Origin of the sequence: Microbacterium sp. NPDC059771, from assembly GCF_042732495.1 — a bacterium.
In the GTDB taxonomy this organism is placed as follows: Bacteria; Actinomycetota; Actinomycetes; order Actinomycetales; family Microbacteriaceae; genus Microbacterium; species Microbacterium sufflavum.
Window position 1 is genome coordinate 123778 of the sequence record NZ_JBHWHK010000002.1, and the last position, 26168, is coordinate 149945.

Below are 26168 nucleotides of genomic sequence, written 5' to 3' on the forward strand. Positions count from 1 at the left end.
GCCCGGGTGCAGGACGCAGAATTGATCCGATGTTTACGGCGGAATGATCCGCCAATCGCGAGACGACCTCCAAGGAAGCAGGTGAGCGCATGAGTGGACCCATCCTCAGGGTCGAGGGGATCAGCAAGGGATTCCCCGGCGTGCAGGCGCTGAAGGATGTGCACCTCGAGGTGCGCGAGGGCGAGGTGCTCGTGCTCGTGGGAGAGAACGGCGCCGGCAAGTCCACGCTGATGAAGATCCTCTCCGGCATCTACACCAAGGACGAGGGCACCATCACGTTCGAGGGCCGCGAGGTCGAGCTCACCAGCCCGCTGCAGGCGCAGGAGCTCGGCATCACGATCATCCATCAGGAGCTCAACCTGATGCCCGACCTCACCGTCGCCCAGAACATCTACGTCGGCCGCGAGCCCACGACCGGCCCGTTCCTGTCGGAGCGCAAGCTCAACGCGCAGACGGCGGAGCTGCTCCAGCGCCTCGGCATCCACCTCAACCCGCGACAGCTCGTCGGCGAGCTCACGGTGGCCGAGCAGCAGATGGTCGAGATCGCCAAGGCGCTGTCGTTCAACGCCAAGGTGCTCATCATGGACGAGCCCACCTCGGCCCTCACCGACAGCGAGGTCGAGACGCTGTTCGTGCTGATCGAGCAGCTCAAGGCGCGCGGCACCGGCATCGTCTACATCTCGCACCGGATGGACGAGCTGCGGCGCCTCGCCGACCGCGTGACCGTCCTCCGCGACGGCACATACATCGGATCACTCGACAAGGCGGAGATCACGATCCCGAAGATCATCGAGATGATGGTCGGCCGCGTGATCGACGAGGGGACCCGCCCGCAGGCCCGCGAGCACCTGAACGACCCGGTCGTGCTCGACGTGCAGGGGCTGTCGACGAAGACCCTCCTGAAAGACGTGTCGTTCCAGCTGCACAAGGGCGAGATCCTCGGGTTCGCCGGCCTCATGGGCGCGGGACGCACCGAGACCGCCCGTGCCGTGATCGGCGCCGACCACCGCGACGGCGGCACCATCACCATCGGCGGGCGCCAGGCGCGGATCGCCCAGCCCGCCGACGCGGTCAAGCACGGCGTGGGCTACCTCTCCGAAGACCGCAAGCTGCTCGGGCTCATGCTCGAACAGGACGTCACGTTCAACACCGTGCTCGCCTCGCTCGGCAGCTACGCCAACGGCATCGGCTGGATGGGCGACGGCAAGGCCAAGAACCGCACCAAGGAGTACGTGCAGCAGCTGCGCGTGAAGACCCCCTCGGTCAACCAGGTCGTCAAGCTGCTCTCCGGAGGGAACCAGCAGAAGGTCGTCATCGCCCGGTGGCTGATGCGCGACTGCGACATCCTCATCTTCGACGAGCCGACGCGAGGCATCGACGTCGGCGCGAAGGAGGAGATCTACCGCCTCATGCAGCAGCTCGCCGACAGCGGCAAGTCCATCATCGTCATCTCGTCGGAGCTCCCCGAGATCCTGCGCGTCGCGAACCGCATCGCCGTGTTCGCGAACGGGCGCATCACCGGGACGCTCCGCAACGAGGAAGCCAGCCAGGAGAAGATCATGCAACTCGCAGCCCACGGGGAGGAAGACTGATGAGCACCCCACAGCAGCCCGGAGGGTCGACGACGACCATCATCCAGACGGCCGTGAACGAGAACACCGACAAGCGCGACATCGGCGGATTCCTGAAGCGCCAGTTCCAGCAGTCGCTGGCCTTCGGCACCCTGATCGTGCTGGTCATCTTCTTCTCGATCGCCAGCCCCAACTTCTTCACCTTCAGCAACATCGCCACCGTGCTGCTGTCGACCGCGGTCATCGGCATCCTCGCCCTCGGCACCACGTTCGTCATCATCACGGGCGGCATCGACCTGTCGATCGGCACCGGCATGGCCCTGTGCGCCGTGATGACCGGCGTGATCGTCACCAACCTCGGCCTCCCCGTCTGGCTGGGCGTGATCGGCGGCATCGCGACCGGTGTGCTGATGGGCCTCATCAACGGCGTGAACATCACGTTCCTCCGCCTTCCCCCGTTCATCGCCACGCTCGCGATGATGATGATCGCCGGCGGCCTCGCCCTCGTCATCTCGAACGTCGCGCCGATCTACTTCTCGACCTCGGCGCCCGACTTCAAGAAGATCGCGCTCGGCGTGATCATCCCCGGCATCCCCAACGCCGTGCTGATCACCGCCGCCCTCGCGATCGTCGCCTACCTCGTGCTGTCGAAGACGCTCCTCGGCCGCTACACCTTCGCGATCGGCTCGAACGAGGAGGCCACCCGCCTCTCCGGTGTGAACACGCGCCGCTGGACGATCCTCATCTACATGTTCGCCGGGGCCTTCACCGGAGTCGCGGGCATCGTGATCGCCTCGCGCCTCGACTCCGCCCAGCCGCAGATCGGCACCGGGTACGAGCTGCAGGCCATCGCGGCCGTCATCATCGGCGGCACCTCGCTCCTCGGCGGACGCGGCTCGATCCTCGGCACCGTGATCGGCGCGCTGATCATGAGCGTGCTCGTGAACGGACTGCGCATCATGTCGATCCAGACCGAGTGGCAGAACATCGTCGTCGGCGTGGTCGTGCTGCTGGCGGTCTTCCTCGACTCGCTGCGCAACCGGCAGCGCACCTGAGACCAGGGCGGCGGCGAAACCCGTGCCCGCCGCCGCCCCCACCCGGCCCCGGCCGGACCCGCGGAGTCCCTCCGCACAGGCACCAGGAATGTCCCACAGCCGGCCCCGGCCGGCATCACACAGAACCATCCGGCTCGTACTCAAACAATGGAGTTTTCATGAAATTCGGGAAGAAGACCGCCTTCGCAGCCCTCGTGGCCGCTTCCGCGCTCGTGTTCGCCGGCTGTGCCGGCGGTGGCGGCGACGTCATCGAGGAAGGCTCCGGCTCCGGCAGCGGCAGCGGCGACGGCGAGATGTACATCGCGCTCGTCTCGAAGGGCTTCCAGCACCAGTTCTGGCAGGCCGTGAAGAAGGGTGCGGAGCAGAAGGCCGAGGAGCTCGGCGTGAAGATCACGTTCGAGGGCCCCGCCGCCGAGACCGAGATCGCGCAGCAGCTCGAGATGCTGACCGCCGCGATCGACAAGAACCCCGACGCCATCGCCTACGCCGCGCTCGACCCCGAGGCGTGCGTCGCCCCGCTCGAGCAGGCGAAGTCGAAGGACATCCCGGTGGTCTACTTCGACGCCCCGTGCGACGGCGACGTGGGCCTGAGCCTCTCCGCGACCGACAGCAAGGTCGCCGGTGCGCTCGCGGCCGAGCACATGGCCGAGCTGATCGGCGGCGAGGGGCAGGTCGCGATCGTCGGCCACTCGCAGATCAACTCGACCGGTGTCGAGCGTCGCGACGGCTTCGTCGAGAAGATCGAGTCGGACTACCCCGACATCGAGATCGTCGACATCCAGTACGGTGACGGCGACCACCTCAAGTCGGCCGACATCGCCAAGACGCTGATCGCCGCCCACCCCGACCTCAAGGGCATCTACGGCACCAACGAGGGCTCCGCGATCGGTGTCGTGAACGCCGTCAACGAGCTGGGCCTGGAGAAGGGCAAGATCACCATCGTCGGCTTCGACTCCGGCGCCGCGCAGATCAACGCGATCAAGGACGGCACCATGGCCGGCGCCATCACGCAGGACCCGATCGGCATCGGCGCGCAGGTCGTGCAGGCCGCATACGACGCCGCGAACGGCGACGACGTCGAGGAGTTCTACGACACCGGTTCCTACTGGTACGACAAGAACAACATCGACGACGACAAGATCGCCGCGGTGCTCTACGAGTGACACCCCGCTGAATTACGGAGCCCCTCGCCTTGCGGCGGGGGGCTTCGTGTTTCCGGGACGGGAGGATCATCAGGACAGGATCTGACCGCGGTGCACGGCATCCTGTGCGGAACGAAAGGATGCACCATGCCCACACCTGCTCCCGTTCCTGCCGGGTCGAACACCGTCAACCCCTTCCTCATGACCGACGATGCCGCCCGCATCATCGATTTCGTGATCGAGGTCTTCGACGCCTCGGATGTGCCCCAGGCGCGAACGCTCGACACCGACGGCCTGATCCTGCATTCCGAGCTGCGCATCGGGGACTCGATGATCACGGTCGCCGACCGCAAGCCGGACTGGCCGTTCACCCCCGGGTTCCTCCAGGTGTACGTCGTCGACGTGGAGGCAACGCTGGCGCGGGCCGTCGCCCTCGGCGCCCGCGTCGTGACCACACCGACCGACTTCTTCGGCGACACGCTTGCGCGGTTCGTCGACCCCTCGGGCAACCTCTGGTGGGTCTACCGGCACGCCGCCCAGGAGCAGACCGACGACACGAGCGGTGAAGACGAGGCCTGGTCCACGGATGGCGCCGACACCGCCGAGGACTGGTCGAGCTTCACATCGCCGGAGTTGGACTACATCCACGAGAGCCTGGTCCAGGCGATCGCATCGCTCCGGGACCCGCGACTGCCGAGCTGAAGAGATTGCAGCCGTGTTGTTGATCCTCGCGCAGGTGCCCGTTGCCGAGTCGAACCGCCCAGCGGAGGTCGAAGGACATCCCGGCGGTCTCCTTCGACGCTCCGTGCGACGGCGACGGACGGGAGTCAGCAGCCGGCTGCGGTGGGCTGCTCGTCGCACGTGTAGCGGACCAGAGCGGACGTGGCCTCGTAGATGCGGATGCTCTGGGCGGGCCCGGCGACCGAGAGCTCTCCCGCGACGGGGAACCAGCCGTTGCCCAGGTCGACCTCTGCCGTGTAGCGGACCGTGGTGACGGCGGTGTAGGTGCCGCGGTCGCGGTAGACGTGGCTCGTCGGAGTCGGGGTGAACTGCGGCTGGTGGGCGGCGGCCCAGGTGCGGCCCCCGGTGGCGGTGGTGGCGCTGGTGCCGTCGCCGAACGTGGTGTCGAACGCGACGGGGGTGAAGCGCACCGTGACGGCCAGGTCGAGGATGGTGCCCTGCTGCGTGTGCGCGGTCGCGGCGGTGACGAAGTTCGTCGGAAGCCCCGCGACCCCGACCCCACCCGGCTCGGCCGCCGTGGCGACCGGCTCGGGAGCGAACCGGGCGAGATCCGAGATGGTGAGCGGGTCGCCGTCGGCGCTGGTGACACGGACACCGTAGATCCCGCACGAAGCCTTGTACGGGTACGGCACAGTGGCGCACGGGTCGGCCGGCTTCGGCGCGGCGCTGCCGTTCTTCCGACCGCGGGGAGCGCTGTCGCCGCGCGGTGCGGGGGTGGTCTGGGTTGCGGTGACGGTGAGGTTGGACGTACCGACGGTCGATAGCCAGGCTGATTCTTCACCGCCACCCGGGGGTGGCGATGTCGGCGGAACGGTGGTCGTCAGAGAAAGCAGGGTAAACAGCGCCACTGTCGACGTCAGCATTCGAGCTCCTTGGTTGCATCGCTCGAAACGATCGCCAATCCTGTGCTCGTCAGCGCAGGCTTCAATTGCAATTCCAGCGCCTGCCGAGGCTGCCGGTCGGGCGACACGACGGACGCTCCGGTGGAATCCAAGACATCAACGTGCGACACGTCAATGCACAGTCTGGCGGTCACGTCCTCGCCGTCGTAGGAGATGGGGGTGAAGTGATCGAAGGTGGTCTCGCCGACCCGCCTCCATCCCTCTGCGTCGTAGTAGCTGTACGCCTTCTTGGCAGAGGAAAGCGCGTCTGCTCGCAACCACTTGTAGACGTCCTCGAATGTCCTCGCGTCGGTCAGTACGGTCGCATTGCCGGCGTCGTTGTAGGCGCGATACGTGGCCTCGGCGGCGGCGAAGGCGTCCTTCTTCGAGGCGAACAGCGGGGTCGGCGTCGGAGACGGGGAGGGTTTCGGATCGGCAGTGCAGCCGGTGAGCAGGACGAGGGAGACGGCGAGGGCGGCGAGGGCGCGCGTCGAAAGGGAGTGGGGACGAGTCACCGGGCCACGGTACGTCCAACGACGGGGCCCCGGTTCGCGTTGTCCACAGGAGCCGCGCGCGCACCTCGGACAGAGGGGTCAGACGCGGCGGAGGAAGGTGAGGATCGAGGCCGGCTCGACGATCAGCTCCTGCAGCGCGGCGTTGAACGGGACCCCGGCGGACGCCGCGAGGTGCTCCTGGAACGCGGCCTCGTCGCGGTACACCTCGTATACGAAGAAGCGGTCGGGGTCGTCGACGAGTCGCGTGGCGTCGAACACCACGTTGCCCTCCTCGGCGCGGACGATCTCGGCGAACTCCCGCAGGAGTGCGGCGACCCGGTCGGCTGCCCCGGGCTTCGCGGTGAAGACGGCGTGCAGGATGGTGGGTTCGGTCATGGGGGCTCCTCGGGTGGAGGCGACGAGACGGCGTCGGGCGGCGCGGTCTCAGTGGTCGAGGGTGAGCAGTCGTGCGGGCGTGTGCACGAGCATACGCTGCACGGCCGCATCGCCGACCGCGTCGCGCAGTCGCGGCAGGTACCGGTCGCCGAGGTAGGCGAGCCCGGGCATCCCGCCGTAGGCGATGTACCGCCTGCGCCGGGCGACGTCGCCGCCGAGCACGATGCGGTCGCCCGCGCCGCGTTCCACCACGGCGGCGGTCAGGGCCAGCAGTTCCGCGTCGGATCGGGTGCGCGGACGGGCGAAGCCGTCGTAGCCGAGGTGGGCGCCGCGCTCCGCGAGCGACACGTGAAGTCCGGGGTCGGGGTCGCGGTCGGCGTGGGCGAGCACGACCCGATCGCTCGCCACGCCCTCGGCCGCGAGCAGATCGAGCACCTCGTGCGCCGCCGTGCAGAACTCCAGGTGCACCATGACGGGGGCACCGGTCTCGCGGTGCGCGGCCGCCACCGCGCCGAGGGTCGTGCGCTCGAACGGGCTGATGCGCCAATAGTCGATGCCCGCCTTGAGCATCCCCGCGCGCACCGGGGCGCCCGTGGGCGAGGTCGCGACGGGCACATCGGGCGCGGCGAACACCGCGTCGTCGGAGGCGGGCATGCCGCGGGTGAGGTCCGCCACGAACAGCGCGGACAGCCGCTCCGCGTCCCACACCTGCATCGGGTGGTCGTCGCCGTAGTGGGCTTCGCGGTGCCGCCCCGTGGTCGCGACGATGCCCAGTCCGGTCGCCGCGCTGATGCGGACCAGGGCCTCCGGGTTCCGGGCGAGCCCGAACGGCGTGGCGTCGACCATCGCGTCGAAGCCGCTCGTCTGCAACGCCGCCGCCTCGTCGCCCGACGCCTGCTCGTCGTCGAGCTCGTCGCCCGGCAGCAGCGGCGACACCTGGAACAGGTGCTCGTGGTAGTTCACGCGCCCGAGCTCCGACGCGTCGACGTCGCCGAGCACCGTGCGCACGACGGGCATCAGCGCACCGACTCCGCTGCCGCGGCCAGCCGCTCCACGGTCTCGGGCGTCAGCTCCAGCTCGAACACGTCGGCCACCACCTGCGACCAGCCGTGGATGAAGTAGCGCCAGCCGTCGACCACGTGCAGGTCGCGCGACGCGCGCTGCGCCTCGGCCTGGTGCAGGAACTCCAGCGACCCGCGGTAGTTGAACTCCCACGCGTACGCGCCCGCGGGGAACACGACCGCGTCGCTGAGCGGCGAGCCGGGACGGTCCTTGCCGAGCCCCGTGGCGTTCGCGATCACGGAACCCGCGGGCGCCGCCGCCACCAGCGCATCGGCCTCCTCCGGCGTCTCCGTCACCACGTAGCGCAGCAGGTCGTCGGGGGTGCCGTGCTGGCGGTGCACCTCGCGCAGGTGGTCGAGCTTGTCCTGCGTGCGCGCGGTCACCGTGATGCGGGCGGGGGCGTCGGTGCGCTCCGCAAGGGCCCAGCTGAGCGCGGTGCCCGAGCCGCCCGCACCCAGGATGACGACCTCCGCCCCGGTGCGGGCGAAGTGGTCGGCGGGCAGGAAGTCGTTCAGGGCGAGGTCGACCGTGATCGGATCCTTCGCGCGGCCCGACAGGCGCGAGCCCCGCTTGGCGATGCTGGAGATCTCGGAGCACGACACCGCGAACGGGTCGAGCTCGTCGAACAGGTCGGACGCCGCCGCGTACACATTCATCTTGTGCGTGGTCACCAGGGCGCCCCGGTGGTGGGGGTCGTCGCGGATCTGCTCCACCATCGCGCGGTACTGCGCGGGGTCGGCGTCCATCGGCAGGTCGTGGCCCACGAGCCTGCGGGTCGGGAGGTCGAGGATGTCGGCCCAGAGCGGGAACACCTTCATGATCGACGACGAGGCGGTGGTCACGCCCACGAACCCCATGTAGTCGGCGGTGGCGGTGTCCGCGGCGGGTGCGGCGGTGTCGGCGGTGGTGGTCATCGCATCTCCTGGGGAACGGGCACGGGGTGGGCGGGCTCGGCGCCGCGCAGCACGGCGATCACGTCGTCGAGCGACAGGGAGCCCATGTTGTCGACGGCCTGGGTGGTCTGCGCACCGAGGTGGGGGGTGACGATCACGCGGTCGACGAGATCGGCCGCGAGCAGCGGACTGTCGTGGGCGGCGGTGTCGCCGTCGAGCGTGTCCGCCGCGTAGCCGGCGAGCGTGCCGTCGCGCAGGGCCTCGGCCACCGCCTGTTCGTCGACCAGGTCGCCGCGAGCCGTGTTCACCAGCGCCGTGCCGCGGCGCATGTCCGCGAGGCGCTCGGCGTCGACCAGCCGCTGTCCGCCCGGCGCGTGCAGGGTGATCACGTCGGCCGCGCGGAACAGCTCGTCGAGCGGGACCGGCTCCGCGCCCTGCGCCCGCACGAGCTCGACGGGAAGGAACGGGTCGGCCGCGAGCACCCGGGAGCCGAAGCCGCTCAGGCGCCGCGCGACACCCTGGCCGATACGGCCGAAGCCCACGATGCCCACGGTCGCGGCGCCGAGCTCGCGGCCGCGCCGCACACCCCAGTCGCCCGCTCGCACCCGGCGGTCGCCGTCTGGCACGAACCGGAGTGCCGCGAGCATGAGTCCCACCGCGTGGTCGGCGACCGCGTCGGCGTTGGCGCCCGGGGTGTTCGTGACGGGGATACCGCGCTCCCGGGCCGCCGCGAGATCGACGGCCTCGGTGCCCACGCCGTAGCGCGCCACCACCTTGAGCTTCGGTGCCGCGGCGAGGTGCGCCTCGGTCACGGGACCGGTGCCCGCGATCCACGCGTCGGCCCCGTGCAGCAGCGACCGCAGCTCGTCGAGGTCGTGATGCGCGGGCCCGCGGAGGATGCGGTGCCCCGCCCGCGCCGCGCGCTCCACCAGGTCGAGGTCGCCGTCGGAGAACGAGCGACTGGTGACGAGGATGACGCCCATCAGCGTGGCCGTCCGGCGAACCAGGGCGCGAGCGCGGTGTAGGCGTCGGCGAACCGGGCATGCCGTTCGGCGTACACCGCGTGCCGGGCGGGGTCGGGCGTGAACTCGGCTGTGACCTCGCTCAGCGCCCGCGCCGCCGAGAAGTCGGTGAGCCCGAGACCCACGGCTCCGGTGACCGCCGCGCCGAGGCTGTTCGCCTCCTCCACGATCGTGCGCCGCCGCACGGGAACGCCCCACACATCCGCGAGCACGGAGAGGTACACGTCGCTCTGGGCCCCGCCGCCCACCGCGTCGATGCGGTCGATCACGGCGCCCGACTCCCGGAACGCCTGGATGCACGTGAGCAGGTTGAACGCGGTGCCCTCCAGTACGGCCCGCACCAGGTGTGCCCGGCCGTGATGGCGCGCGAGACCCACGAACGCCCCGCGGGCGTCCGGGTCCCACAGCGGAGAGCGCTCGCCGAGCAGATAGGGGAGGAAGTAGAGGTCGTCGGTGTCGACGTCGGCCGAGGCCTCGGCGGTCAGGCGCCCGGTCTCGGGGTGCGCGGGATCGGGCGACAGCGCCTCCGCGATCCACTGCACCGACGCGCCGCCCGCCTGCATGGTGGCCGTCGGGACGAACGAGCCGGGCACGACGTTGTCGAACGTGAAGGTGCGCATGGCCGGGTCGTGCAGCGGGGCGTCCGCCGCGAACGAGATCCACGACGAGGTGCCCAGGCAGACATAGGCGCCGTCCTCGGGGGCCACGACGCCGGAGCCGACCGCGGCCAGGGGTCCGTCGCCGCCGCCCATCACCACGCGCACGCCGGTGTGCAGGCCCAGGGCCTCGGCCGCCGCGGGGGTGAGGGGACCTGCGATCTGCGTCGACTCCAGGATCTCGGGGAACAGGGCCGGGTCGAGCCGAGCGGCTGCCAGCACCTCGCTCGACCACGTGCCGGCGGCCTGGTCGTAGGCGTTCATGCCCGAGGCGTCGGAGCGGTCGGTGGCCAGGCGCCCGGTGAGCCGCAGCACGATGAAGTCCTTCGCGACGCACACCCGGCGCACGCGCGACCACACGTCGGGCTCGTTGTCGCGCACCCACATGATCTTCTCGACCGAGTAGGTGGGGTTCAGGCGGTGGCCGAGGATGCCGTACGCCCGCTCGGCGCCGAGCACGGCCTCGAGCTCGCGCTGCTGCGCACCGGCGCGGGTGTCGGCCCAGATGATGGCGGGACGCGCGGGCTCGCCGTCGCCGTCGAGCAGCACGGCGCCCATCATCTGTCCGCTCACCACGAGCCCCGCGACGTCGGAGGGTGCGGTGGCCGTGCGTGCGAGCAGGTTGCGGGTGGCGGCGACGACCGCGTTCCACCAGTCGTCGGGGTTCTGCTCGGCGATCCCGCCCGCGGCGAAGTGTGCGGGATACGGCACCGTGACCGCGGCGATCAGGCGGCCGTCGTCATGGTGCAGCGAGGCCTTGTTGCCGGTGGTGCCGAGGTCGTGCGCGATCAGCATGGCCGGAGCCTATTCCGCGTACGGGCGCAGGTCGACGCCGGACTCCGCACGGTAGGCGCGCGAGCCCATGCCGTGCTCCAGCACCCACCCGTAGTCGTGCCCCGCGCCGCCCGGGTAGACGGCGAGGAAGGCGTAGGGCTCGTCGCCGGTGTTGACCGAGCGGTGCGCCCAGCCCGGGGGGATGTAGCCGATGGTGCCGGGGAGCATGTCGAGCCACTCGGTGCGCTCGCCGTCGAACATGAGCAGTCCGCCGCGGCCCTTCAGCGCCAGGTAGATCTCGCCCTGGTGGTCGGGGTGCTGGTGGCCCTTCGTCATCCACAGCTCGCCCGACGTGTCGCCGGGCATGATCGTCGTGATCGACTGCGGCAGCTCGCGGTCGACCTCGGGCACGGGGGAGCTGACGACGGTGTAGACCACCGGGTCGTCGCCCGATGCGGAGGCGGCCCAGGCGTCGTGATCCCGGAACAGGCCCTCGAGGTCGGACATCCGCCGCGTGAGCGTGGGGCCCTCGGGGGAGAGCGTCAGCTTCTCGGCGTCGAAGGTGATGGCCATCGGCGGGATCGGCGGGGTCTGGTACTCGGGCATCGATGCTCCTCGGACGGGATGCTGCGGCGCTGCGCAACCTGTAATGACAAGCTCACTGTACCTGTTATGACAGGTTGCGTCCAGTGCTCGCGTGCGCGGACCCGCGTGCGCGCCTGCGGCATCTCCGGGCGCTCACCGGGCGAGCACGCGCTCCAGATGTTCCCGGCCCTCGCGGATCGCCGCCGCCGTGACGGCCGCCCACCCGGGGTACTCGGCGTGCCCGGCTGGGAGTACGGCGAGCTCGACCTCGCGGGCACCGGCGGCCACGGCGAACTGCCCCTGCGGCGGCACGTACTGGTCCCACAGGGCGGCCTCCACGCGCACCGGCATGCGCGCGAAGCCGATGCTCGTGGAGGAGTCGAACCAGCGCAGCACCTCCCGCGCCTCGGGGTGGCGGCGCACGTGCTGCCGCACGGTCTCGCCGCTGCCGAGGCACCGCACGGCGAGGCGCTCGTCGTACTGCCCGAAGCTCGGCACGATGAGCGTCGCGCCCACGAAGCGCTCGTCCCAGGGCAGCGCCAGCGCACCGATGCCGCCGCCGAAGCTCTCACCGACGTAGTACAGCGGCAGCTCCCCGACGAGGGCGGACAGGGCGTCGGCCGCCAACCACAGGTCGCGCGCGCAGAGGCCGAGCACGTAGCGCTCCGGGTCGTCGATGCCGGCGAGCACGTGCTCCGCGGTCGACTCGGGTGCGCCCACCCCGGCGTTGAGGGCGCCGAGGCCGCGGGCGACCGGGAAGATCGCCGCGAGGCCCTCGGGCACGCGCGCGAGGTCGACCTCCTCGCGGCCGCCGTAGCCGTGGCTGTGGACGACGCCTGCCCGCGGTCGCCCGTCGAGGGGCTCCACGACCCAGGCCCGCAGACGCACGCCGTCGACGCCGCTGTGCTCGACCACCGACACCCTCCGCCCGTGCTCGACCGCCGACGACAGCACGACGGGAGCCGCGTCCACCGCGGCGGTCTCACGGCGCCAGCGCCGCCACCGCTCCGCGAAACCCGGCGGCGCGGGCGCGGGCGGGACCGCGCGGAGGTCGGCCTCGGTGCGTCCGTAGCGGCCGTCGAACGCGGCAGCGGGGAACCAGGTGGCGTAGGGCTCGGGGAGGGTCATGCGACGTCGGGGATCCTGTTCCGGGAGTGGGGCGGGCGGGGGTGCGTCGACCGCGGCGGGCCGTGGGGGCGCGTGGCAGACTGGAGGCCCCACCGGAAGGAGACCGCGTGCTGGTCACGGAGCGACGCGAGCGCATCCTCGCCCTCACCCGCGACCGCGGTACGGCCTCCATCGGCGAACTCGCCGCCACGCTGCAGGTGAGCGAGATGACGGTGCGGCGCGACATCGACCAGCTCGCCGAGGAAGGCGCCGTCGAGCGCATCCGCGGGGGCGTGCGCGTGCGCGGCCCGCAGCGGCTGCTCCCGGCTCCCGCGATCTCGGACGAGCGGCGCGCGATCGTCGCCGCGGCCGCCGCGCTCGTGGAGCCCGGCATGGCCGTCGGCATCTCCGGGGGAGCCACCGCGCTCGCCCTGGCCCGCGCGCTCGTGCAGGTCCCCGAGCTCACGGTCGTCACCAACGCGCTCCCGGTGTCCGACCTCTTCTCGCCGCCCGAACGCGCCGACGCGCCCTACACGCAGACCGTCGTGCTCACCGGGGGCGTCCGCACGCCGTCGCAGGCCCTCGTCGGCCCCGTGGCCGTGCGCGCGCTCGAGCACCTGCACTGCGACCTCGTCTTCCTCGACGCACACGGCCTCGACGTGCAGGCGGGCATGACCACGATGAACCTGCTCGAGGCCGAGACGAACCGCGCGCTCATGGCCGCCGGCCGCGAGGTCGTGGTGCTCGCCGAGCACGACCGCTGGGGCGTGGTCGGTCTCACGACGGTGGCCGACCTCAGCGACATCGACCGTCTCATCACCGACGACGGGCTCGACGACGCGGCCAGGGAGGCGCTCGACGCCCACGTCGGAACCCTGCACCTCGCGCCGCGCGACGCCGGCGACGAGCGGGCGCTCGCCACGGCCCTGGCGGACTGAGTCCGCGACGGTCATCGAGCCGTGCTCGCCCGACGGACGAGCCGGGCATCGACGGTCACGTGCCGCACCGGGAGGTCGGCTCCGGGCGGGGCGGCGATCTGACGCTCCAGCTCGGTGAACGCGGCATCGACGAGCTTCTCGTGGTCGGGGGCGATCGTCGTGAGCGCGGGGACCGCGAAGCGCGCGGCGCGGATGTCGTCGATCCCCACCACCGCGACATCGGCCGGCACCCGTCGCCCCCGCGCCTGCAGGGCAGCGAGGGCGCCGAGGGCCACCGAGTCGTTCGAGCACACGAGGCCGTCGAGGTCGGAGATCGCGGCGGCCATGGCGCCCGCCACCCGCTCGCCCTCCTCCGCCGTGAACGCATCGACCTGCGCGGTGAGGACGGGGTCGGCGGGAAGGCCCGCGGCCGCGAGGGCCTCCAGGTATCCGGTGTGCCGCCGGTCCGCCGCATCCGAGGGGCGCGCGTCACGGCGCCCGACGAAGCCGATGCGACGACAGCCGACCGCCAGGAGATGCTCGGTGGCCGTGAACGCCGCCGCGCGGTTGTCGATCGTCACGTGCGTGAACGGGCTCACCTGGATGTGCTCGCCCAGCAGCACGAGCGGGCCCGGCGACGTGCGGCGGGTGAGGTCGGCCACCGTGAGGGAGCGCGGGATGTGGATGAGACCGTCGATCGGCGGCAGCCCCACACCGTTCGCGACGTCGATCTCGCGGCCGTGGTCGCCCTCGGTCTGGACGATGAGCACGGCGAGACCGCGCTCATCGGCGGCGCGCACGATGCGCGACCCCAGCTCGGCGAAGTAGGGCTCCTCCAGGTGCGGCACCGCGAGCGCGATGAGGCCCGTACGGGTGGCGCGCGCGGCGGGGAGCACGCGGCCGCCGGGCGAGGTGGTCACCTGCGGCCTCCTGGAGGGACGACGGTCGCCGCCGTGCCGGCGGATGCCCTTCACGTTAGCGCTCTCCGTCACGATTGCACCCGGAACGCGACGACCCTGGCCTCCGCGGCGCCGTTCGTGCGCTCCACCACGAGGCGCGCCGCGGTGAACGGCCCGAGGTCGGCGGGGAGCGTGTGCACCCGCAGTCGATGGCGGTTGTCGTGCTCCTCGGCGACCACGCGCCACTCGTCCGCACCGGGCGCCTGCACCTCGACACGGTAGTCGCGCACGAGCGGGGGCATCACCTCGTCGGGGCTGCGGTGGTGGTGCAGCGTGTTGAGCTCGAGGTCGACGTCGTCGTCGAACACCAGACGCACCTCCGCGGCCTCGACGGGGTGCTCCCAGTCCAGGCGGAGCCAGGCGGGCCCGTCCGCCGCGGGGTCCGACGCCCACAGGTGGGGTCCGCCGAAGGGCCGGTTGTACCCCGACGTCGCCCGCTCCGGGGCCAGCGCCTCCGAGGGCGGGCTCGTGCGGAACACGGGGCTGCGTCCGCGCAGGGGCTTCGTCGGCCACTGCACCAGCAGGCCGTCGCGGTCGACCTCGACGTTGCGGTCGTCGTTGTCGACGCGGTGCACCAGCGTGAGCACGCCGGGCGGCAGCGGAGACGTCAGGTGCGCGTGCACGCCGGGGGCGGCCCTCACCACGACGATCGCGTTCTGGGGCTCGTCCGGGGCGAACGGGGTGTCCGCGCGCACCCACGAGGGTCCGCCGGCCGGAACCTCCACCACGGTGCGGTGCTCGAGCCGCGCGGGCACGACGTTCTGCGGGCGACCCGTCGACCACACCTCGACGGTGACCTGCGTGTCGGCCTCGGCGGAGAGCAGGAGCTCGGTCGTCTCCAGTCGCGGATGCACCGGAACCACGATGCCGAGGTCTTCGACGAGCGCGTGCGGGACGGCGTCCGCGGTGGCGCTCGCTGCGGTGCCGATGGTGCGCAGCGTGCTGGAGGCGGTCACGGCCGCGGTGCGGGCGAGGTCGGAGTCGTCCTCGTTGGCGACGCCGATGAGGCTGGCGTCGGCGCGCAGCAGCGTCTGGCGCAGCTCCGCGCGGTGCTGCTCGTACAGCTCGCGCGGGGTGGCGTCGAACGCATAGCAGAGGGCGGCGGCGGTGCCCGCGGCCTCACCCATCGCGGCGCAGGTGGCCATGACCCGCGCGGCCCCGAACGCGATGTGCGTCGCGGAGATGTCGCGACCGGCCATGAGCAGGTTGACGACGTTGACGGAGTACAGCGACCGGAACGGGATCTCGAACACCCCGTCGGAGAAGCGCTGCACCGCGCCGGCGCCCGTCGCGTACATGCCCTCGGCGGGGTGCAGGTCGATGGACCAGCCGCCGAACGCGATGCCGTCGTCGAACGACGTCTGCTCCAGGATGTCCTGCTGGCGCAGCGTGTAGTCGCCGATGAAGCGGCGGTACTCGCGCTTGCCGGGGATGTTCCCGATCCACTCCAGGGTGAGGGTGTCGGCGTCGAACTCGCCGGAGTTCTTGATGTGGTCCCAGATGCCCAGGATCACGGAGCGCAGCTCGTCGCGGATCGCCTCGTTGTCGTCGACGATGTCGAGCGTGCCACCCCATTCGATCCACCAGTAGTGGGCGCCGCTGTCGCCGCTGCGGATGATGCGGGAGGACGGGATCGGCGTCGTCGAGATGTCCTTCGCGCTCTCGGGGGCGACGTACTTGACCGGGTGCCCGAGGTCCTTCGTGTAGAACAGCAGCGTCGAGCCGAGGAACTCCCGCACCGGCTGCTCGGGGGCCCAGTCCTCGCCGAACTCGCTCCTGCTCTCCTTGCCGAGCCGGTGCCGCGCTCCGACCAGGCGCCCCACCAGGCCGTCGCCCGTGCAGTCGATGAACAGCGGTGCACGGAACACCGTGCGGATCTCCGAGCCCATCGTCCACCCGGTGACCGACCGGACCCGACGGGCGTCGTCGGGTCCGGTGGCCTCGGCCTCGAGCACCTCGGTGTTGAGGAAGAGGGTGAGGTGGGGCTCCCGGCGCACGATGTCGAGCACCACGTCGTCCCAGTACACCGGGTTGCCCTCGGGGTTGCGGTACTGGTTCTCGCGGTACATCTCGCCGATGATCCCGGTTTCGCGCGCCCAGCGCTGATTGCCGTGCGCGGTCGCCCCGCACACCCACACCCGCACCTCCGACGAGGAGTTGCCGCCGAGCACCGGCCGGTTGTTGATCAGCACGGTACGTCGGCCGAGGCGGGCGGCCGCGACGGCGGCGCTCACTCCGGCGAGGCCGCCGCCGACGACGATGATGTCGGCTTCGACGGTCTGGGTGCGCATGGGGGTCCTTTCGGGGGTGGGGAGAGGGGTGCCGCTCAGAGGGCGGCTGCGGAGGCGGCGGTGGTCACGAGCCCGTGTCCGTGCAGCCGCCGGCGTCGCCGCGCAGGGCGGACACGATCGCGGCGAGGGAGGTGCCGCCCTGCTGCCCGTCGCGCGGCACCTCGGCGTGGCGGAGGGTGCCGCCGCCCGGAACCGCGGGTGCGCTCAGGTACACCACATCGGTGCCGTCATCGCGCGTGGCCGCCCGCAGGCGCTGCTGCCCGGTGACCGGGTCGCCGACGGCCTCGACCGCCCAGCCCGACGCGCCGGACGTGTGCGACAGCAGCACCGTCTGCGTGCGGGTCACCCCGCAGTCCTGCACCGAGATCACAGCGTAGACACGGGTCTCGGAGCCCGCGGTCGTGGTGTCCAGCGCGGCGATCGTCTGCACGCCGCTGCCGAGGGCGCCGGTGTCCACGAGGGTCTCGCTCGTCCAGGCCGAGCCGTTCCAGGTGGCCCAGCGGACGTCGAAGTCGTTCTCGGTCGTGTCGGCGTAGCGGTAGGTGACACCGACCAGCGCGCCGTCGGCGATCGCCATCTTCGCGGTCTGCACGGCGGGCACGGCGTCGCCGATGGTCTCGCCCTGCTCGTACCCGCGCCACACGACCGCCCCGGGGGTGTCCGGACGGATCGGGGTGGGCAGGGCCTGGCCGGCGACGTCGCGGAAGCCGCCCGTGGCCGGGTCGTACACCGCGTACGAGCCGAGGTGACGGTAGGGATCGGCGGGCCAGGGCCCCCACTCCCACAGCACGTGCACCCTGCCGTCGGCATCGACCTCGAGGTCGTCCGGGTAGAAGGAGTGGTTGACGGCGGCGGCGATCACGGTCTCGCGGGCCCACGTGCCGACGGCGGGATCGTAGTGGTACAGCACGCCGTCCCTGCGGGCCTGCGGGTCGGCGCCGACGCGGACCATGAGCCATACGTCCCCGTCCGCGCCCTGGGCGGTCACCGGGTACGAGATCGCGGCACCGGCGTCGGGCATCTCGGCGCTGACGTCAACGAGCGAGGTGACGTCGAACGGCGTCGTGGAGCGGAAGTACTTCCAGGGCTCGTGGTGCATCGACACGAACGCGTGGATGTGTCCGTTCCCGTCGACGGCGAGCGACGGCTGGTTGTGGCCGTTGTCGTCGTCGTACTCGGCGCAGACGCCCGTGGCGAGCTTCAGGCACCCCGAGGTCCACGTGCCGTCCGCGGTGCGCACGGCGACGTTCACCCGGTGCTTCGCGGCGACCGAGCCCGGCACGTTGTAGGCGAAGAAGGTGCGGTCGCCGACGACGACGAGCGGGTTCCACCAGCCGGACTGGTTGGAGCTGTCGACCGTGACGGGCAGGGTCTCGACGGTGGTGGTCGTGACGTCGGCCTGTGCGGGCACGGCGAGCGCGACGGCGGCGACCACGGCGGCGACGGCGGCGCCGGTCTTCGAGCGGAAGGACATGGCGGCGGCCTCAGCCCAGCAGCTTCTGCGCTTCGTCGCCGGCCTGGGACATGGCGTCCTTGGCGCTCTGCTGGCCCACGAGCACGGCCTGCACGCGGTCGGCGATGGCGGTCTCGATCTGCGCGTACTGGGGGAACTGCCAGAACGGGTTGGTGGTGGCGGTCGCGGTGATCTTCTCCGCGAAGCGGGCACCGAACGTATCGGACGAGACGACCTCGGACGTCTGGGCCTCTTCGGTCACGGGCGGCAGGCCCCGCAGCTCGTAGTCGCCGAGCACGGCGTCGAGGTCGCTCGTGGCCCACTGCCCGAAGTCGGCGGCGGTGCGCGCGCTGTCGCCCTCGCCTCCGCCGACGATCGCGATCGCGCCGCCCCAGACGAGCGCGCGCGGGGTGTCGCCCTTCTTCAGGACCGGCCGCGACTCGGGCACGAGCTTGGACGCGAGGTCCGGGTCCGGCGAGTCCTTGGTGACGGAGCCGCGGCCCACCGGGGCGTCGTCGTAGATGGCGGCACGCCCCTGCGCGAACAGGGAGCGGGCGTCGAAGCGGTCGACGTCGGCGGCGATGAGGCCCTGGTCGTACAGCGACTTGTACCAGGACACCGCCTCGATGCTCGCGTCGTCGCCGATCGTGACCTCGCCGTCCTTGACGAGGTCGCTGCCGAAGGTCTGCATCCAGATGAGGATGTCCTTGAGCTGGGCGGCCTTGGTGGAGGCGGCGTAGGGGATGAGCCCGCCGCCGAGACCCTTGAGCTTCTTCAGCGACGACTCGAAGTCGTCGACCGTGGTCGGGAACTGCGAGATGCCGGCCTTGTCGAGGATCTCGGAATTGGTGATGAGGCCGATCGCGCCGATGGTCCACGGGAACGCGTACTGCACGCCGTCGAGCTGAGTGGCCTCGAGGCTGGAGGCCGTGTAGCCGCGGTCCTTCGTGAGCGCCGAGACGTCTTCGAGCTTGCCGAGGGCGGCGAGGGAGGCGAGCCAGGCGACGTCGACGTGGGCGGCGCCCGTGAACTGCCCGCCGCGCACCTGCAGCATGAGCTGCTTGAAGTACTCGTTGTAGGGGAACGACACCTCGGTGATGCCGACCTTCTGGGCGCTGGTGTAGCCCTCCAGCAGGGCGCGGGTGGCCGGGGCCGCGGCCTCTTCGGTGAGCGACCAGCTCGAGAACGAGAAGTCGGTGGCCGTGAAGTCGCCGGTGCCGAAGGCGGAGCCGGCGGACGACGCGGGGCTGGTGGAGCCGCTGCCGCCGCCGCTCGGCATGCAGCCGGCGAGCAGGAGGCCGGCGGCGCCGAGCCCGGCGAACTGGAGGAGCTGGCGACGGGAGACGGTGGTGTTCTCGGACATGGGGGTGCTCTCTCTTCTTCGAGGGACTGCGGGTGAGGGGTGGTGCGGGTCAGCCCTTGACCGCGCCGGCGGTGAGACCGCCGACGAGGAAGCGCTGCAGGGCGATGAACGCGATGGCCACGGGGAGCGAGACCACGAGCGAGGCCGCCATGAGCTCCGGCCAGGCGGTCGACGCCTCGCCGATGAACGTGTTGACGAGGCCGGGCGGCAGGGTCTGCTTGTCGGGTCCGGCCAGGGTGAGGGCGAAGATGAAGTCGTTCCAGCCGCGGACGAACGCGAACAGTCCGGCGGCGATGAGGCCGGGGGCCGCGAGGGGCAGGACGATCGAGTGGATGATGCGCATCCGGGAGGCGCCGTCGACGCGGGCGGCCTCGATGAGCTCGTCCGGGATCGTGTCGAAGAAGCCCTTCAGCATCCACACGCACAGCGGCAGCGTGAACGTGGTGAACGACAGCACCAGCGCCGTGTAGGTGTTCAGCAGCCCGTAGGCCGAGAACACCGCGTAGAGGGTGATGAGCAGCAGCGCCTGCGGGAACATCTGCGAGGCCAGCACGAAGTACATGAGGCTGCGGCGCCCGCGGTAGCGGAACTTCGAGAACGCGTAGCCCATGTAGGCGGAGACCAGCACCGAGAGGATCGCGGTGATGACCGAGACCACGATGCTGTTGCGGAGGTAGCCGAACAGCGCGGGGTTGTTCGCGAGCGCGGCATAGGCCTCGAAGGTGATCTCCGTGGGGAAGAGCTTGGGCGGGTAGCTGAACACCTCGGTGCGCGGGGTGAGGGAGGTCGCGAGCAGCCAGTACACGGGCAGCAGCGCGAACCCGCCGAACACGACCACGGCGATCCAGGCACTGATGGTGGAGGCGCGGCGGTCGGCGCGGGCGCGGCGGCGCCGCGGGGGAGCGGGCGGGGCGGCGACGGCGGTCACCGTCTCCTCGGTCAGCACGGCGGTCATCGCTTCTCTCCCTTCTCGGACAGGCGGACGTAGACGACGACGAGCGCCATCAGCAGGACCATCCAGAGGAGCCCGATCGCGCCGGCGTGACCGAGGTCGAAGCCGTCGAACGCGGTCTCGTACACCGCCGTGGCGAAGGTCTGGGTGGAGCCGGCGGGGCCGCCGCCGGTGAGGACGTAGATGATGTCGAAGTGCTGGAAGTTCCAGATGAACTCCAGCAGGATCACGAGCCCGATGATGCCGCTCATCTGCGGGACCGTGATGGAGAAGAAGCGGCGGACGGTCCCGGCGCCGTCGATCTCCGCCGCCTCGTGCAGTTCGATCGGGACGGTCTGCAGGCCGGCGAGGAGCATGACCATCATCCAGGGGAACGACTGCCAGGTCTTCGCGACGATGACGGCGATCATGGCGGTGGTGGGGTTCGCGAGCCACGCCTGCGGGGAGTCGATGAGTCCCACGGTCTCCAGGGCCGCGTTGAGCACGCCGTAGTTGGCGTTGAAGATCCACATCCACAGGAACGACACGACCACGCCGGGGATCAGCCAAGGGATGAGCATGAGGCCGCGCAGCACCTTGGCACCGCGGATGCGCGTGTTGAGGGCGAGCGCGAGACCGAAGCCGATGACGAACGGCGCGATGGTCGTGCCGAGCGTGAAGACGAGGGTCTGCACGAGGAGCTGGACGAACTCCCCGGTGAGGACGTCGACGATGTTCTGGAAGCCGACGAACTCGCGTCCCGGTTCGACGAGGCTCTGCTTGTAGAACGCGGTGATCAGCGCGGTGATGAGCGGGTACACGACGACCGCGGCGAGGAGCGCGAGGCCGGGGGCCGTGAGGAGGAGCGCGAACATCCCGTCGGAGAGGCGACGGGGGCGGCGACCTGTTCCTATCTGTGAGGAAATGGTCTGTTCTGTCATCTAGGTCATCCTTGGCCTGGGGTGATGTGTCCGCACGCTCGCGGTGCGGTCTCGGGCTTCCTCAGTATTTCCGGCAGATTACGGGCTCGTCAACCGGAGAGCCCAAGAGTGATGAATTGGTATGAACTGTGAAATCTGTGAAGCGCTGCACATGCTTAAGAATCGATCCTTGATAGTCGATTATCGATTGGGTAGGGTCCTGTGCAGCCGCCCGCTGCGGCACCGCGCGAGCTCTTCGCGCGGGAATCGAGAGTTCGGAGACGCAATGAAGCGTGTGCTGGCAGGACTGGCCCTGGCCGCCGTGTTCGGATCCGCCCTCGGCGTCGCCCCCGCGGCGTCGGCCGCGGTCGACGACGACGCCCTCTACATCGCACCGGGGGGTGACGACGACGCCGCCGGAACCAAGGACGACCCGCTCGCCACCCTCGAGGGAGCCAGGGACCGCATCCGGGCACTCAAAGCCGACGAGCAGATCCCCGCAGACGGCCTCACGGTCTACCTGCGCGAGGGCGAGTACCCGCGCAGCGCCTCGTTCGAGATCGGCGAGCAGGACTCCGGTACCGCCGACGCCCCGATCACCTACCGCTCCTATCCGGGCGAGACCGCCACGCTCACCGGCGGTCGCGCGCTGCCCCGCGACGAGTTCGCGCCCGTCGAGGACGCCGCCGTCACCGACCGGATCATCGACCCCGCCGCCCGCGACCAGGTGGTCGCGGTCGACCTCGCCGGCCTCGGCATCACCGACTACGGCCAGCTCAGCCGCCACGGCTACTGGAAGGCCAACGACGTCAGCACCACCCCGCCGATGGAGCTCTTCATCGACGGCCAGGGCATGACGCTCGCGCGCTGGCCCAACGCCGACGCCGCCACCCCCACCGTGCAGATGGGCGACATCATCGACGTCGGTCCCGACCGCAACGACCCGGAGCTGCAGAACCGCGGCGGCACCTTCACGTACGGCTACGACCGGCCCCAGTACTGGACCCAGGCCGACGACGTGTGGCTGGACGGCATCTTCGGCTACAGCTGGGAGTGGTCGTACAACAAGATCGAGAGCATCGACACCGCGGCGAAGACGATCACCCTCCGCTACGGCGAGATGTCCGGGATCATGAAGAGCTGGTTCCCCGACTTCCACTTCGCGCAGAACCTGCTGGAGGAGCTCGACGCACCGGGCGAGTACTACATCGACCGCGCGGCGGGGAAGCTCTACCTCATCCCCAACGCCGCCTTCACGTCCGGACGCGGCGACGTCACCGTCACCACGCTCGACGAGCCGATGCTGCGCGCCGACGGGGCGTCGTACGTGAACTTCGACGACCTCGTCCTGGAGTACGGCCGCGCCACCGCCGCCGTGATCCTCGGCGGCTCCCACGTCACGATCTCGCACAGCGACATCCGCAACTTCACCGACGGCGGCGTGCTCATCAACTCGCCGGGGCGCTACACCTACGACGGCATCCCGGTGAACCGCGGCGGCCGCGACCACGCCGTCACCGACAGCCGGCTCACGCACGTCGGCGGCGTCGGCGTGGTGCTCCAGGGCGGCGACAAGACCACCCTCGAGCCGGGCCGCAACCGGGTCGAGAACTCCGAGATCGCCGACTTCGCCTACTACCACAAGGCCTACAACCCCGGTGTGATGTTCGACGGGGTCGGCAACGTCGCCAAGAACAACGAGATCCACGACGCGCCGCACCCCGGCATCATCGTGCACGGCAACGACCACCTCTTCGAGCGCAACGAGGTGTACGACGTCTGCAAGCAGTTCCACGACCTCGGCGCGATCTACATGAACTCCGGCAAGACGCCGCAGCAGCGCGGACACGTCTTCCGGGAGAACTACTTCCACGACATCGGCGCCGGCATGGCGGGCGTCGAGGGCATCTACGCCGACAACTTCACGTGGGACCTCACGATCGAGAAGAACGTGTTCGTCAACATGGGCAACGGCGCCATCAAGAGCGGATCCGCCGACTACATCGAGGCGCGCAACAACGTCTTCGTCGACGCCTACGCGCCCTACGACAACTACGAGCAGTGGATGGGCGACCACGAGGGCAACGTCGTCGACAAGGACTACATGCCCGCCTGGCAGCAGGTGTTCGCCGACAACAACGACTTCGTCGGCACGCCGTATCTGGAGAAGTACCCCGAGCTCGGGCACTTCTTCGAGGACGACCACTACTTCCCGGACCACAGCACGTTCGCCGAGAACGTGGTCTGGAACCCGAACCGCCCCCGCATGGCGGGCGTCAACGAGCACGGCGCCAAGGACGGCAAGAACCTGCTGAACTACGAGGACAACTGGGTGGCCGACGCCGACCCCGGGTTCGTCGACGCCGCCGGCGGCGACTACACGCTGAAGGCCGACGCCGCCGTGTTCGACCAGATCCCCGGCTTCGAGGCGATCGCGTTCGGCGAGATCGGGGTCGACGGACACATCGGCCAGACGCAGCAGCCGCAGTCCGTCCCGCTGGAGGACATCGCGTTCGACAGCGACTCGGTCACGATCGACGCCGGCGACCAGGTGCGCGTGCGCGCCGTGCCGCTGCCCTGGAACGCCGACGACACCGCGGTGACCTACGCCTCCGCCGACGCCGCCGTCGCGACCGTGGACGACACGGGCGTCGTGCTGGGCATGGGCCCCGGCACCACGACCATCACGGCGACCGCGAAGGCCGACGCCGCCAAGACCGCGACCATCGAGGTGATCGTGGAGGAGGGCGACGGCGTGCTGCACTTCACCGACTTCGAGTCGGGATCGAACGGCTGGGCGACCGACCCCAACCGCAGCATCCAGGCCGACGCCACGGGTGACAAGGTCTACCGGATCCTCAAGGGCGCGAACAGCATCCTGCCGCGCGACTTCACCGAGTTCGTGCTCGACTTCGACGTGACGACACCGGCGACGACGCCCACCAACGCGGGGCTCATCGTGTACGACCGCAACGGCAAGGGCGGCGGCTACATCCGCTTCCGTCAGGCCGCGGCCGGCCCGACCTGGACCATCTTCGACGACGCCTGGCAGGTGGTCGCCGAGAAGGTCGTGCCCGCCGAGCAGGGCCTCGTCCCCGGTGCGACCTCGCACGTGCGCATCGCGGTCCAGGACGGGCGGATCCGCATCTCCGTCAACGGCGCGATCGCCCTCGAGGGGGCCGATCCCGCGCCGGGTGCGGCCGGTCGCGTGGGCTTCTACGTCGAGAACTACCCGTCGCTGGACTTCGACGACATCGGGTTCTCCCTCTCCGGGGTGCCCGTGACCGGGGTCACCCTCGACGCCGACGCGGTGGCGCTCTCGGTGGGGGAGCGGCGGACGGTCGCCGCGACGGTCGCCCCGCAGGACGCCAGCGACGCCAGGGTGACCTGGACCAGCGACGCCCCCGCGGTCGCCACGGTGGCGGACGGCCGCATCGCCGCCGTCGCCGCAGGCACCGCGACCATCACGGCCACCTCGGTCGCGGACCCCGCGTTCAGCGACACCCTGACGGTCACCGTCGCCGACGCGGAGTACCCGACGACCCGGCTCGACGCGCAGCTGAAGGACCCCGCGGCCTGGAGCACATCCGACCACATCGCCGTCGACGACGCGGGCGTGGTGATCAGCGGCGAGGGGGTGCACGGCTACGAGGGCGAGCGCTTCGGCGACACGCTCCTGCAGTTCGACGCGGACTTCGGTGCCTTCTCCGGAGGGTGGTACGGCTTCCAGGCGCGGTCCGACCAGACCGGTGTGCCCGCGTGGCAGAACTCCAACACCGGGTACCTCGTGGTGATCAAGCAGGACACGATCGAGTTCCAGAGCTGGACCCCCGGTCAGACGATGCTCGACGCGATCCCCAACACCGTCATCGCCCCCGACACCTCGCACCGCATCGAGTTCGGCGCGATCGCGGAGGGCGAGGGCACGCGCATCGTGTTCCGGGTGGACGGCGTGACCGTGTGGAGCATGGTGGATGCGCGAGAGAACCTGCGCATCGGAGCGGACGGCTTCTTCAACGTGTACCACTACGGCAAGACGACGGCCCTCGCCGTGCGCCCCACGCCGCCGCCCGCGAGCGTGACCGGCATCTGCTGGGCCGCGGAGGCCGACCCCAAGACCCGCTACCTGCGCGGCGAGGAGCTCGACGTCACCGGGATGATCCTCGGGGTGCGCTGGAGCGACGGCACCCTCACGACGCAGCAGGTCACGGCCGATATGGTGAGCGGGTTCGACAGCAGCAAGGTGCGTCCGCACCAGACGCTGACCGTGACCTACGCGGGCGCGACGGTCGAGCTGGAGACCTCGGTCAAGCCCAAGCTCAAGGACGATGAGGAAGAGGTGCCCCGGTGCGAGTGACGTTCATCGGCGACTCCATCACGGATGCGGGGCGCGACCGTGCCGACCCCGACTCCCTCGGTGACGGCTACGTGGCCCTCCTCGCCCCGGAGCTGCGGGCGGCCGGCGCGACCGTGCGGAACCTCGGCATCGCCGGGAACCGGGCGCGCGACCTGGCCGCCCGGTGGGACTCCGAGCTCCTGCCGACCGCGCCGGAGATGCTGACCGTGTACGTCGGCGTGAACGACATGTGGCGACGGTTCGACAGCGACGACCCGACGTCGGCGGAGGAGTTCCGGGCGACGCTCGACCCGCTGCTGGCCGGCGTCGCCGGGGAGCGGGGCCCCCGCCTGATCCTCATGGAGCCGTACTTCCTTCCGGTGACGGAGGAGCAGCGCGAGTGGCTCGACGACCTCGACGGCAAGCGGGCGGTCGTGCGCGACCTGGCCGCGTCGCATGGCGCCGCCTTCGTGCCGCTCCACGAGGTGCTCACGGCCGCCGCCACACGGCGGCCGGTGGCGGAGCTCGCCCCGGACGGCGTGCATCCGACGCCGCGCGGATCGGCGCTGATCGCCGAGGCCTGGCGCACGGCCGCGTCCATTAGCGATAGTCGATAATG

General features: G+C 70.8%; 22 protein-coding genes. 7 read left to right on the forward strand and 15 right to left on the reverse strand.

The window, feature by feature from the left end:
- Positions 1 to 89 precede the first annotated feature (89 nt).
- From ACFV3I_RS14330 to ACFV3I_RS14345, 4 genes are all read left to right on the forward strand, one after another.
- Positions 90 to 1592, forward strand: a complete 1503-nt coding sequence (locus ACFV3I_RS14330) for a sugar ABC transporter ATP-binding protein (protein WP_136029476.1) — start codon at positions 90 to 92, stop codon at positions 1590 to 1592.
- Positions 1592 to 2626, forward strand: coding sequence for an ABC transporter permease (locus tag ACFV3I_RS14335; RefSeq protein ID WP_206252545.1), 1035 nt, complete (start codon positions 1592 to 1594; stop codon positions 2624 to 2626). Before ACFV3I_RS14330 ends, ACFV3I_RS14335 begins: the two co-directional genes overlap by 1 nt.
- A gap of 158 nt (positions 2627 to 2784) precedes the next feature.
- Positions 2785 to 3789 carry an ABC transporter substrate-binding protein gene (locus ACFV3I_RS14340; protein ID WP_136029478.1) on the forward strand — a complete coding sequence of 335 codons (1005 nt, stop codon included), beginning with the start codon at positions 2785 to 2787 and terminating at the stop codon, positions 3787 to 3789.
- Positions 3790 to 3915: 126 nt separating this feature from the next.
- On the forward strand, positions 3916 to 4470 hold the full coding sequence (locus ACFV3I_RS14345; RefSeq protein WP_136029480.1) for a glyoxalase/bleomycin resistance/extradiol dioxygenase family protein: 555 nt from the start codon (positions 3916 to 3918) through the stop codon (positions 4468 to 4470).
- Positions 4471 to 4595: 125 nt separating this feature from the next.
- Here ACFV3I_RS14345 and ACFV3I_RS14350 read toward each other — a convergent pair whose 3' ends face one another.
- From ACFV3I_RS14350 to ACFV3I_RS14390, 9 genes are all read right to left on the reverse strand, one after another.
- Positions 4596 to 5141 (reverse strand): hypothetical protein, encoded by a 546-nt coding sequence (locus ACFV3I_RS14350; protein ID WP_378823350.1) that lies wholly within the window; start codon positions 5139 to 5141, stop codon positions 4596 to 4598.
- A 224-nt stretch (positions 5142 to 5365) separates the two neighbouring features.
- Positions 5366 to 5905 (reverse strand): hypothetical protein, encoded by a 540-nt coding sequence (locus tag ACFV3I_RS14355; RefSeq protein WP_378823351.1) that lies wholly within the window; start codon positions 5903 to 5905, stop codon positions 5366 to 5368.
- Between the two features lie 78 nt (positions 5906 to 5983).
- Positions 5984 to 6280 carry a putative quinol monooxygenase gene (locus ACFV3I_RS14360; protein ID WP_136029484.1) on the reverse strand — a complete coding sequence of 99 codons (297 nt, stop codon included), beginning with the start codon at positions 6278 to 6280 and terminating at the stop codon, positions 5984 to 5986.
- A gap of 48 nt (positions 6281 to 6328) precedes the next feature.
- Positions 6329 to 7297: a phosphotriesterase gene (locus tag ACFV3I_RS14365; RefSeq protein ID WP_136036283.1), complete on the reverse strand. Its 969-nt coding sequence runs from the start codon at positions 7295 to 7297 to the stop codon at positions 6329 to 6331.
- Positions 7297 to 8256 carry a shikimate dehydrogenase gene (locus ACFV3I_RS14370; protein WP_136029488.1) on the reverse strand — a complete coding sequence of 320 codons (960 nt, stop codon included), beginning with the start codon at positions 8254 to 8256 and terminating at the stop codon, positions 7297 to 7299. Before ACFV3I_RS14370 ends, ACFV3I_RS14365 begins: the two co-directional genes overlap by 1 nt.
- Positions 8253 to 9218, reverse strand: a complete 966-nt coding sequence (locus ACFV3I_RS14375) for a phosphoglycerate dehydrogenase (RefSeq protein WP_247637832.1) — start codon at positions 9216 to 9218, stop codon at positions 8253 to 8255. The genes ACFV3I_RS14370 and ACFV3I_RS14375 overlap by 4 nt, the downstream gene beginning before the upstream one ends.
- A complete protein-coding gene (gene xylB, locus ACFV3I_RS14380) occupies positions 9218 to 10708 on the reverse strand; it encodes a xylulokinase (protein WP_247637831.1) in 1491 nt (496 codons plus the stop codon). The genes ACFV3I_RS14375 and xylB overlap by 1 nt, the downstream gene beginning before the upstream one ends.
- A gap of 9 nt (positions 10709 to 10717) precedes the next feature.
- Positions 10718 to 11293, reverse strand: a complete 576-nt coding sequence (locus ACFV3I_RS14385) for a glucose-6-phosphate isomerase family protein (protein ID WP_247637830.1) — start codon at positions 11291 to 11293, stop codon at positions 10718 to 10720.
- Positions 11294 to 11425: 132 nt separating this feature from the next.
- The gene (locus tag ACFV3I_RS14390) at positions 11426 to 12400 is read right to left on the reverse strand and encodes an acetylxylan esterase (protein WP_378823354.1); all 975 of its coding nucleotides are present in this window, start codon (positions 12398 to 12400) and stop codon (positions 11426 to 11428) included.
- 107 nt (positions 12401 to 12507) lie between these two features.
- Here ACFV3I_RS14390 and ACFV3I_RS14395 point away from each other — a divergent pair, with 107 nt between their 5' ends.
- On the forward strand, positions 12508 to 13317 hold the full coding sequence (locus ACFV3I_RS14395) for a DeoR/GlpR family DNA-binding transcription regulator (RefSeq protein WP_136029496.1): 810 nt from the start codon (positions 12508 to 12510) through the stop codon (positions 13315 to 13317).
- Positions 13318 to 13328: 11 nt separating this feature from the next.
- Here ACFV3I_RS14395 and ACFV3I_RS14400 read toward each other — a convergent pair whose 3' ends face one another.
- The 6 genes from ACFV3I_RS14400 to ACFV3I_RS14425 form a co-directional block, all read right to left on the reverse strand.
- Positions 13329 to 14288, reverse strand: coding sequence for a substrate-binding domain-containing protein (locus ACFV3I_RS14400; protein ID WP_206252565.1), 960 nt, complete (start codon positions 14286 to 14288; stop codon positions 13329 to 13331).
- Positions 14285 to 16546 carry an FAD-dependent oxidoreductase gene (locus ACFV3I_RS14405; RefSeq protein WP_378823356.1) on the reverse strand — a complete coding sequence of 754 codons (2262 nt, stop codon included), beginning with the start codon at positions 16544 to 16546 and terminating at the stop codon, positions 14285 to 14287. The genes ACFV3I_RS14400 and ACFV3I_RS14405 overlap by 4 nt, the downstream gene beginning before the upstream one ends.
- A gap of 64 nt (positions 16547 to 16610) precedes the next feature.
- Entirely contained in the window at positions 16611 to 18020 is a 1410-nt protein-coding gene (locus tag ACFV3I_RS14410; RefSeq protein ID WP_378823357.1) for a BNR-4 repeat-containing protein, read from the reverse strand.
- Positions 18021 to 18030: 10 nt separating this feature from the next.
- The gene (locus ACFV3I_RS14415) at positions 18031 to 19362 is read right to left on the reverse strand and encodes an ABC transporter substrate-binding protein (RefSeq protein WP_378823360.1); all 1332 of its coding nucleotides are present in this window, start codon (positions 19360 to 19362) and stop codon (positions 18031 to 18033) included.
- A 49-nt stretch (positions 19363 to 19411) separates the two neighbouring features.
- Entirely contained in the window at positions 19412 to 20317 is a 906-nt protein-coding gene (locus tag ACFV3I_RS14420; protein ID WP_136029501.1) for a carbohydrate ABC transporter permease, read from the reverse strand.
- The gene (locus ACFV3I_RS14425; RefSeq protein ID WP_205828223.1) at positions 20314 to 21168 is read right to left on the reverse strand and encodes a carbohydrate ABC transporter permease; all 855 of its coding nucleotides are present in this window, start codon (positions 21166 to 21168) and stop codon (positions 20314 to 20316) included. Before ACFV3I_RS14425 ends, ACFV3I_RS14420 begins: the two co-directional genes overlap by 4 nt.
- 331 nt (positions 21169 to 21499) lie before the next feature.
- Here ACFV3I_RS14425 and ACFV3I_RS14430 point away from each other — a divergent pair, with 331 nt between their 5' ends.
- Together ACFV3I_RS14430 and ACFV3I_RS14435 are read left to right on the forward strand one after the other, a co-directional pair.
- Positions 21500 to 25570 carry an Ig-like domain-containing protein gene (locus tag ACFV3I_RS14430; protein WP_378823362.1) on the forward strand — a complete coding sequence of 1357 codons (4071 nt, stop codon included), beginning with the start codon at positions 21500 to 21502 and terminating at the stop codon, positions 25568 to 25570.
- A complete protein-coding gene (locus tag ACFV3I_RS14435) occupies positions 25561 to 26166 on the forward strand; it encodes an SGNH/GDSL hydrolase family protein (protein ID WP_136044535.1) in 606 nt (201 codons plus the stop codon). The genes ACFV3I_RS14430 and ACFV3I_RS14435 overlap by 10 nt, the downstream gene beginning before the upstream one ends.
- The last annotated feature ends 2 nt before the right edge of the window (positions 26167 to 26168 follow it).

Bases quoted from the DNA above. Each gene is read 5' to 3' on its own strand.
- ACFV3I_RS14330 (WP_136029476.1), top strand. From the start codon at position 90: ATGAGTGGACCCATCCTCAGGGTCGAGGGGATCAGCAAGGGATTCCCC.
- ACFV3I_RS14335 (WP_206252545.1), top strand. From the start codon at position 1,592: ATGAGCACCCCACAGCAGCCCGGAGGGTCGACGACGACCATCATCCAG.
- ACFV3I_RS14340 (WP_136029478.1), top strand. From the start codon at position 2,785: ATGAAATTCGGGAAGAAGACCGCCTTCGCAGCCCTCGTGGCCGCTTCC.
- ACFV3I_RS14345 (WP_136029480.1), top strand. From the start codon at position 3,916: ATGCCCACACCTGCTCCCGTTCCTGCCGGGTCGAACACCGTCAACCCC.
- ACFV3I_RS14360 (WP_136029484.1), bottom strand. From the start codon at position 6,280: ATGACCGAACCCACCATCCTGCACGCCGTCTTCACCGCGAAGCCCGGG.
- ACFV3I_RS14365 (WP_136036283.1), bottom strand. From the start codon at position 7,297: ATGCCCGTCGTGCGCACGGTGCTCGGCGACGTCGACGCGTCGGAGCTC.
- ACFV3I_RS14370 (WP_136029488.1), bottom strand. From the start codon at position 8,256: ATGACCACCACCGCCGACACCGCCGCACCCGCCGCGGACACCGCCACC.
- ACFV3I_RS14375 (WP_247637832.1), bottom strand. From the start codon at position 9,218: ATGGGCGTCATCCTCGTCACCAGTCGCTCGTTCTCCGACGGCGACCTC.
- xylB (WP_247637831.1), bottom strand. From the start codon at position 10,708: ATGCTGATCGCGCACGACCTCGGCACCACCGGCAACAAGGCCTCGCTG.
- ACFV3I_RS14385 (WP_247637830.1), bottom strand. From the start codon at position 11,293: ATGCCCGAGTACCAGACCCCGCCGATCCCGCCGATGGCCATCACCTTC.
- ACFV3I_RS14390 (WP_378823354.1), bottom strand. From the start codon at position 12,400: ATGACCCTCCCCGAGCCCTACGCCACCTGGTTCCCCGCTGCCGCGTTC.
- ACFV3I_RS14405 (WP_378823356.1), bottom strand. From the start codon at position 16,546: ATGCGCACCCAGACCGTCGAAGCCGACATCATCGTCGTCGGCGGCGGC.
- ACFV3I_RS14410 (WP_378823357.1), bottom strand. From the start codon at position 18,020: ATGTCCTTCCGCTCGAAGACCGGCGCCGCCGTCGCCGCCGTGGTCGCC.
- ACFV3I_RS14415 (WP_378823360.1), bottom strand. From the start codon at position 19,362: ATGTCCGAGAACACCACCGTCTCCCGTCGCCAGCTCCTCCAGTTCGCC.
- ACFV3I_RS14420 (WP_136029501.1), bottom strand. From the start codon at position 20,317: ATGACCGCCGTGCTGACCGAGGAGACGGTGACCGCCGTCGCCGCCCCG.
- ACFV3I_RS14425 (WP_205828223.1), bottom strand. From the start codon at position 21,168: ATGTTCGCGCTCCTCCTCACGGCCCCCGGCCTCGCGCTCCTCGCCGCG.
- ACFV3I_RS14430 (WP_378823362.1), top strand. From the start codon at position 21,500: ATGAAGCGTGTGCTGGCAGGACTGGCCCTGGCCGCCGTGTTCGGATCC.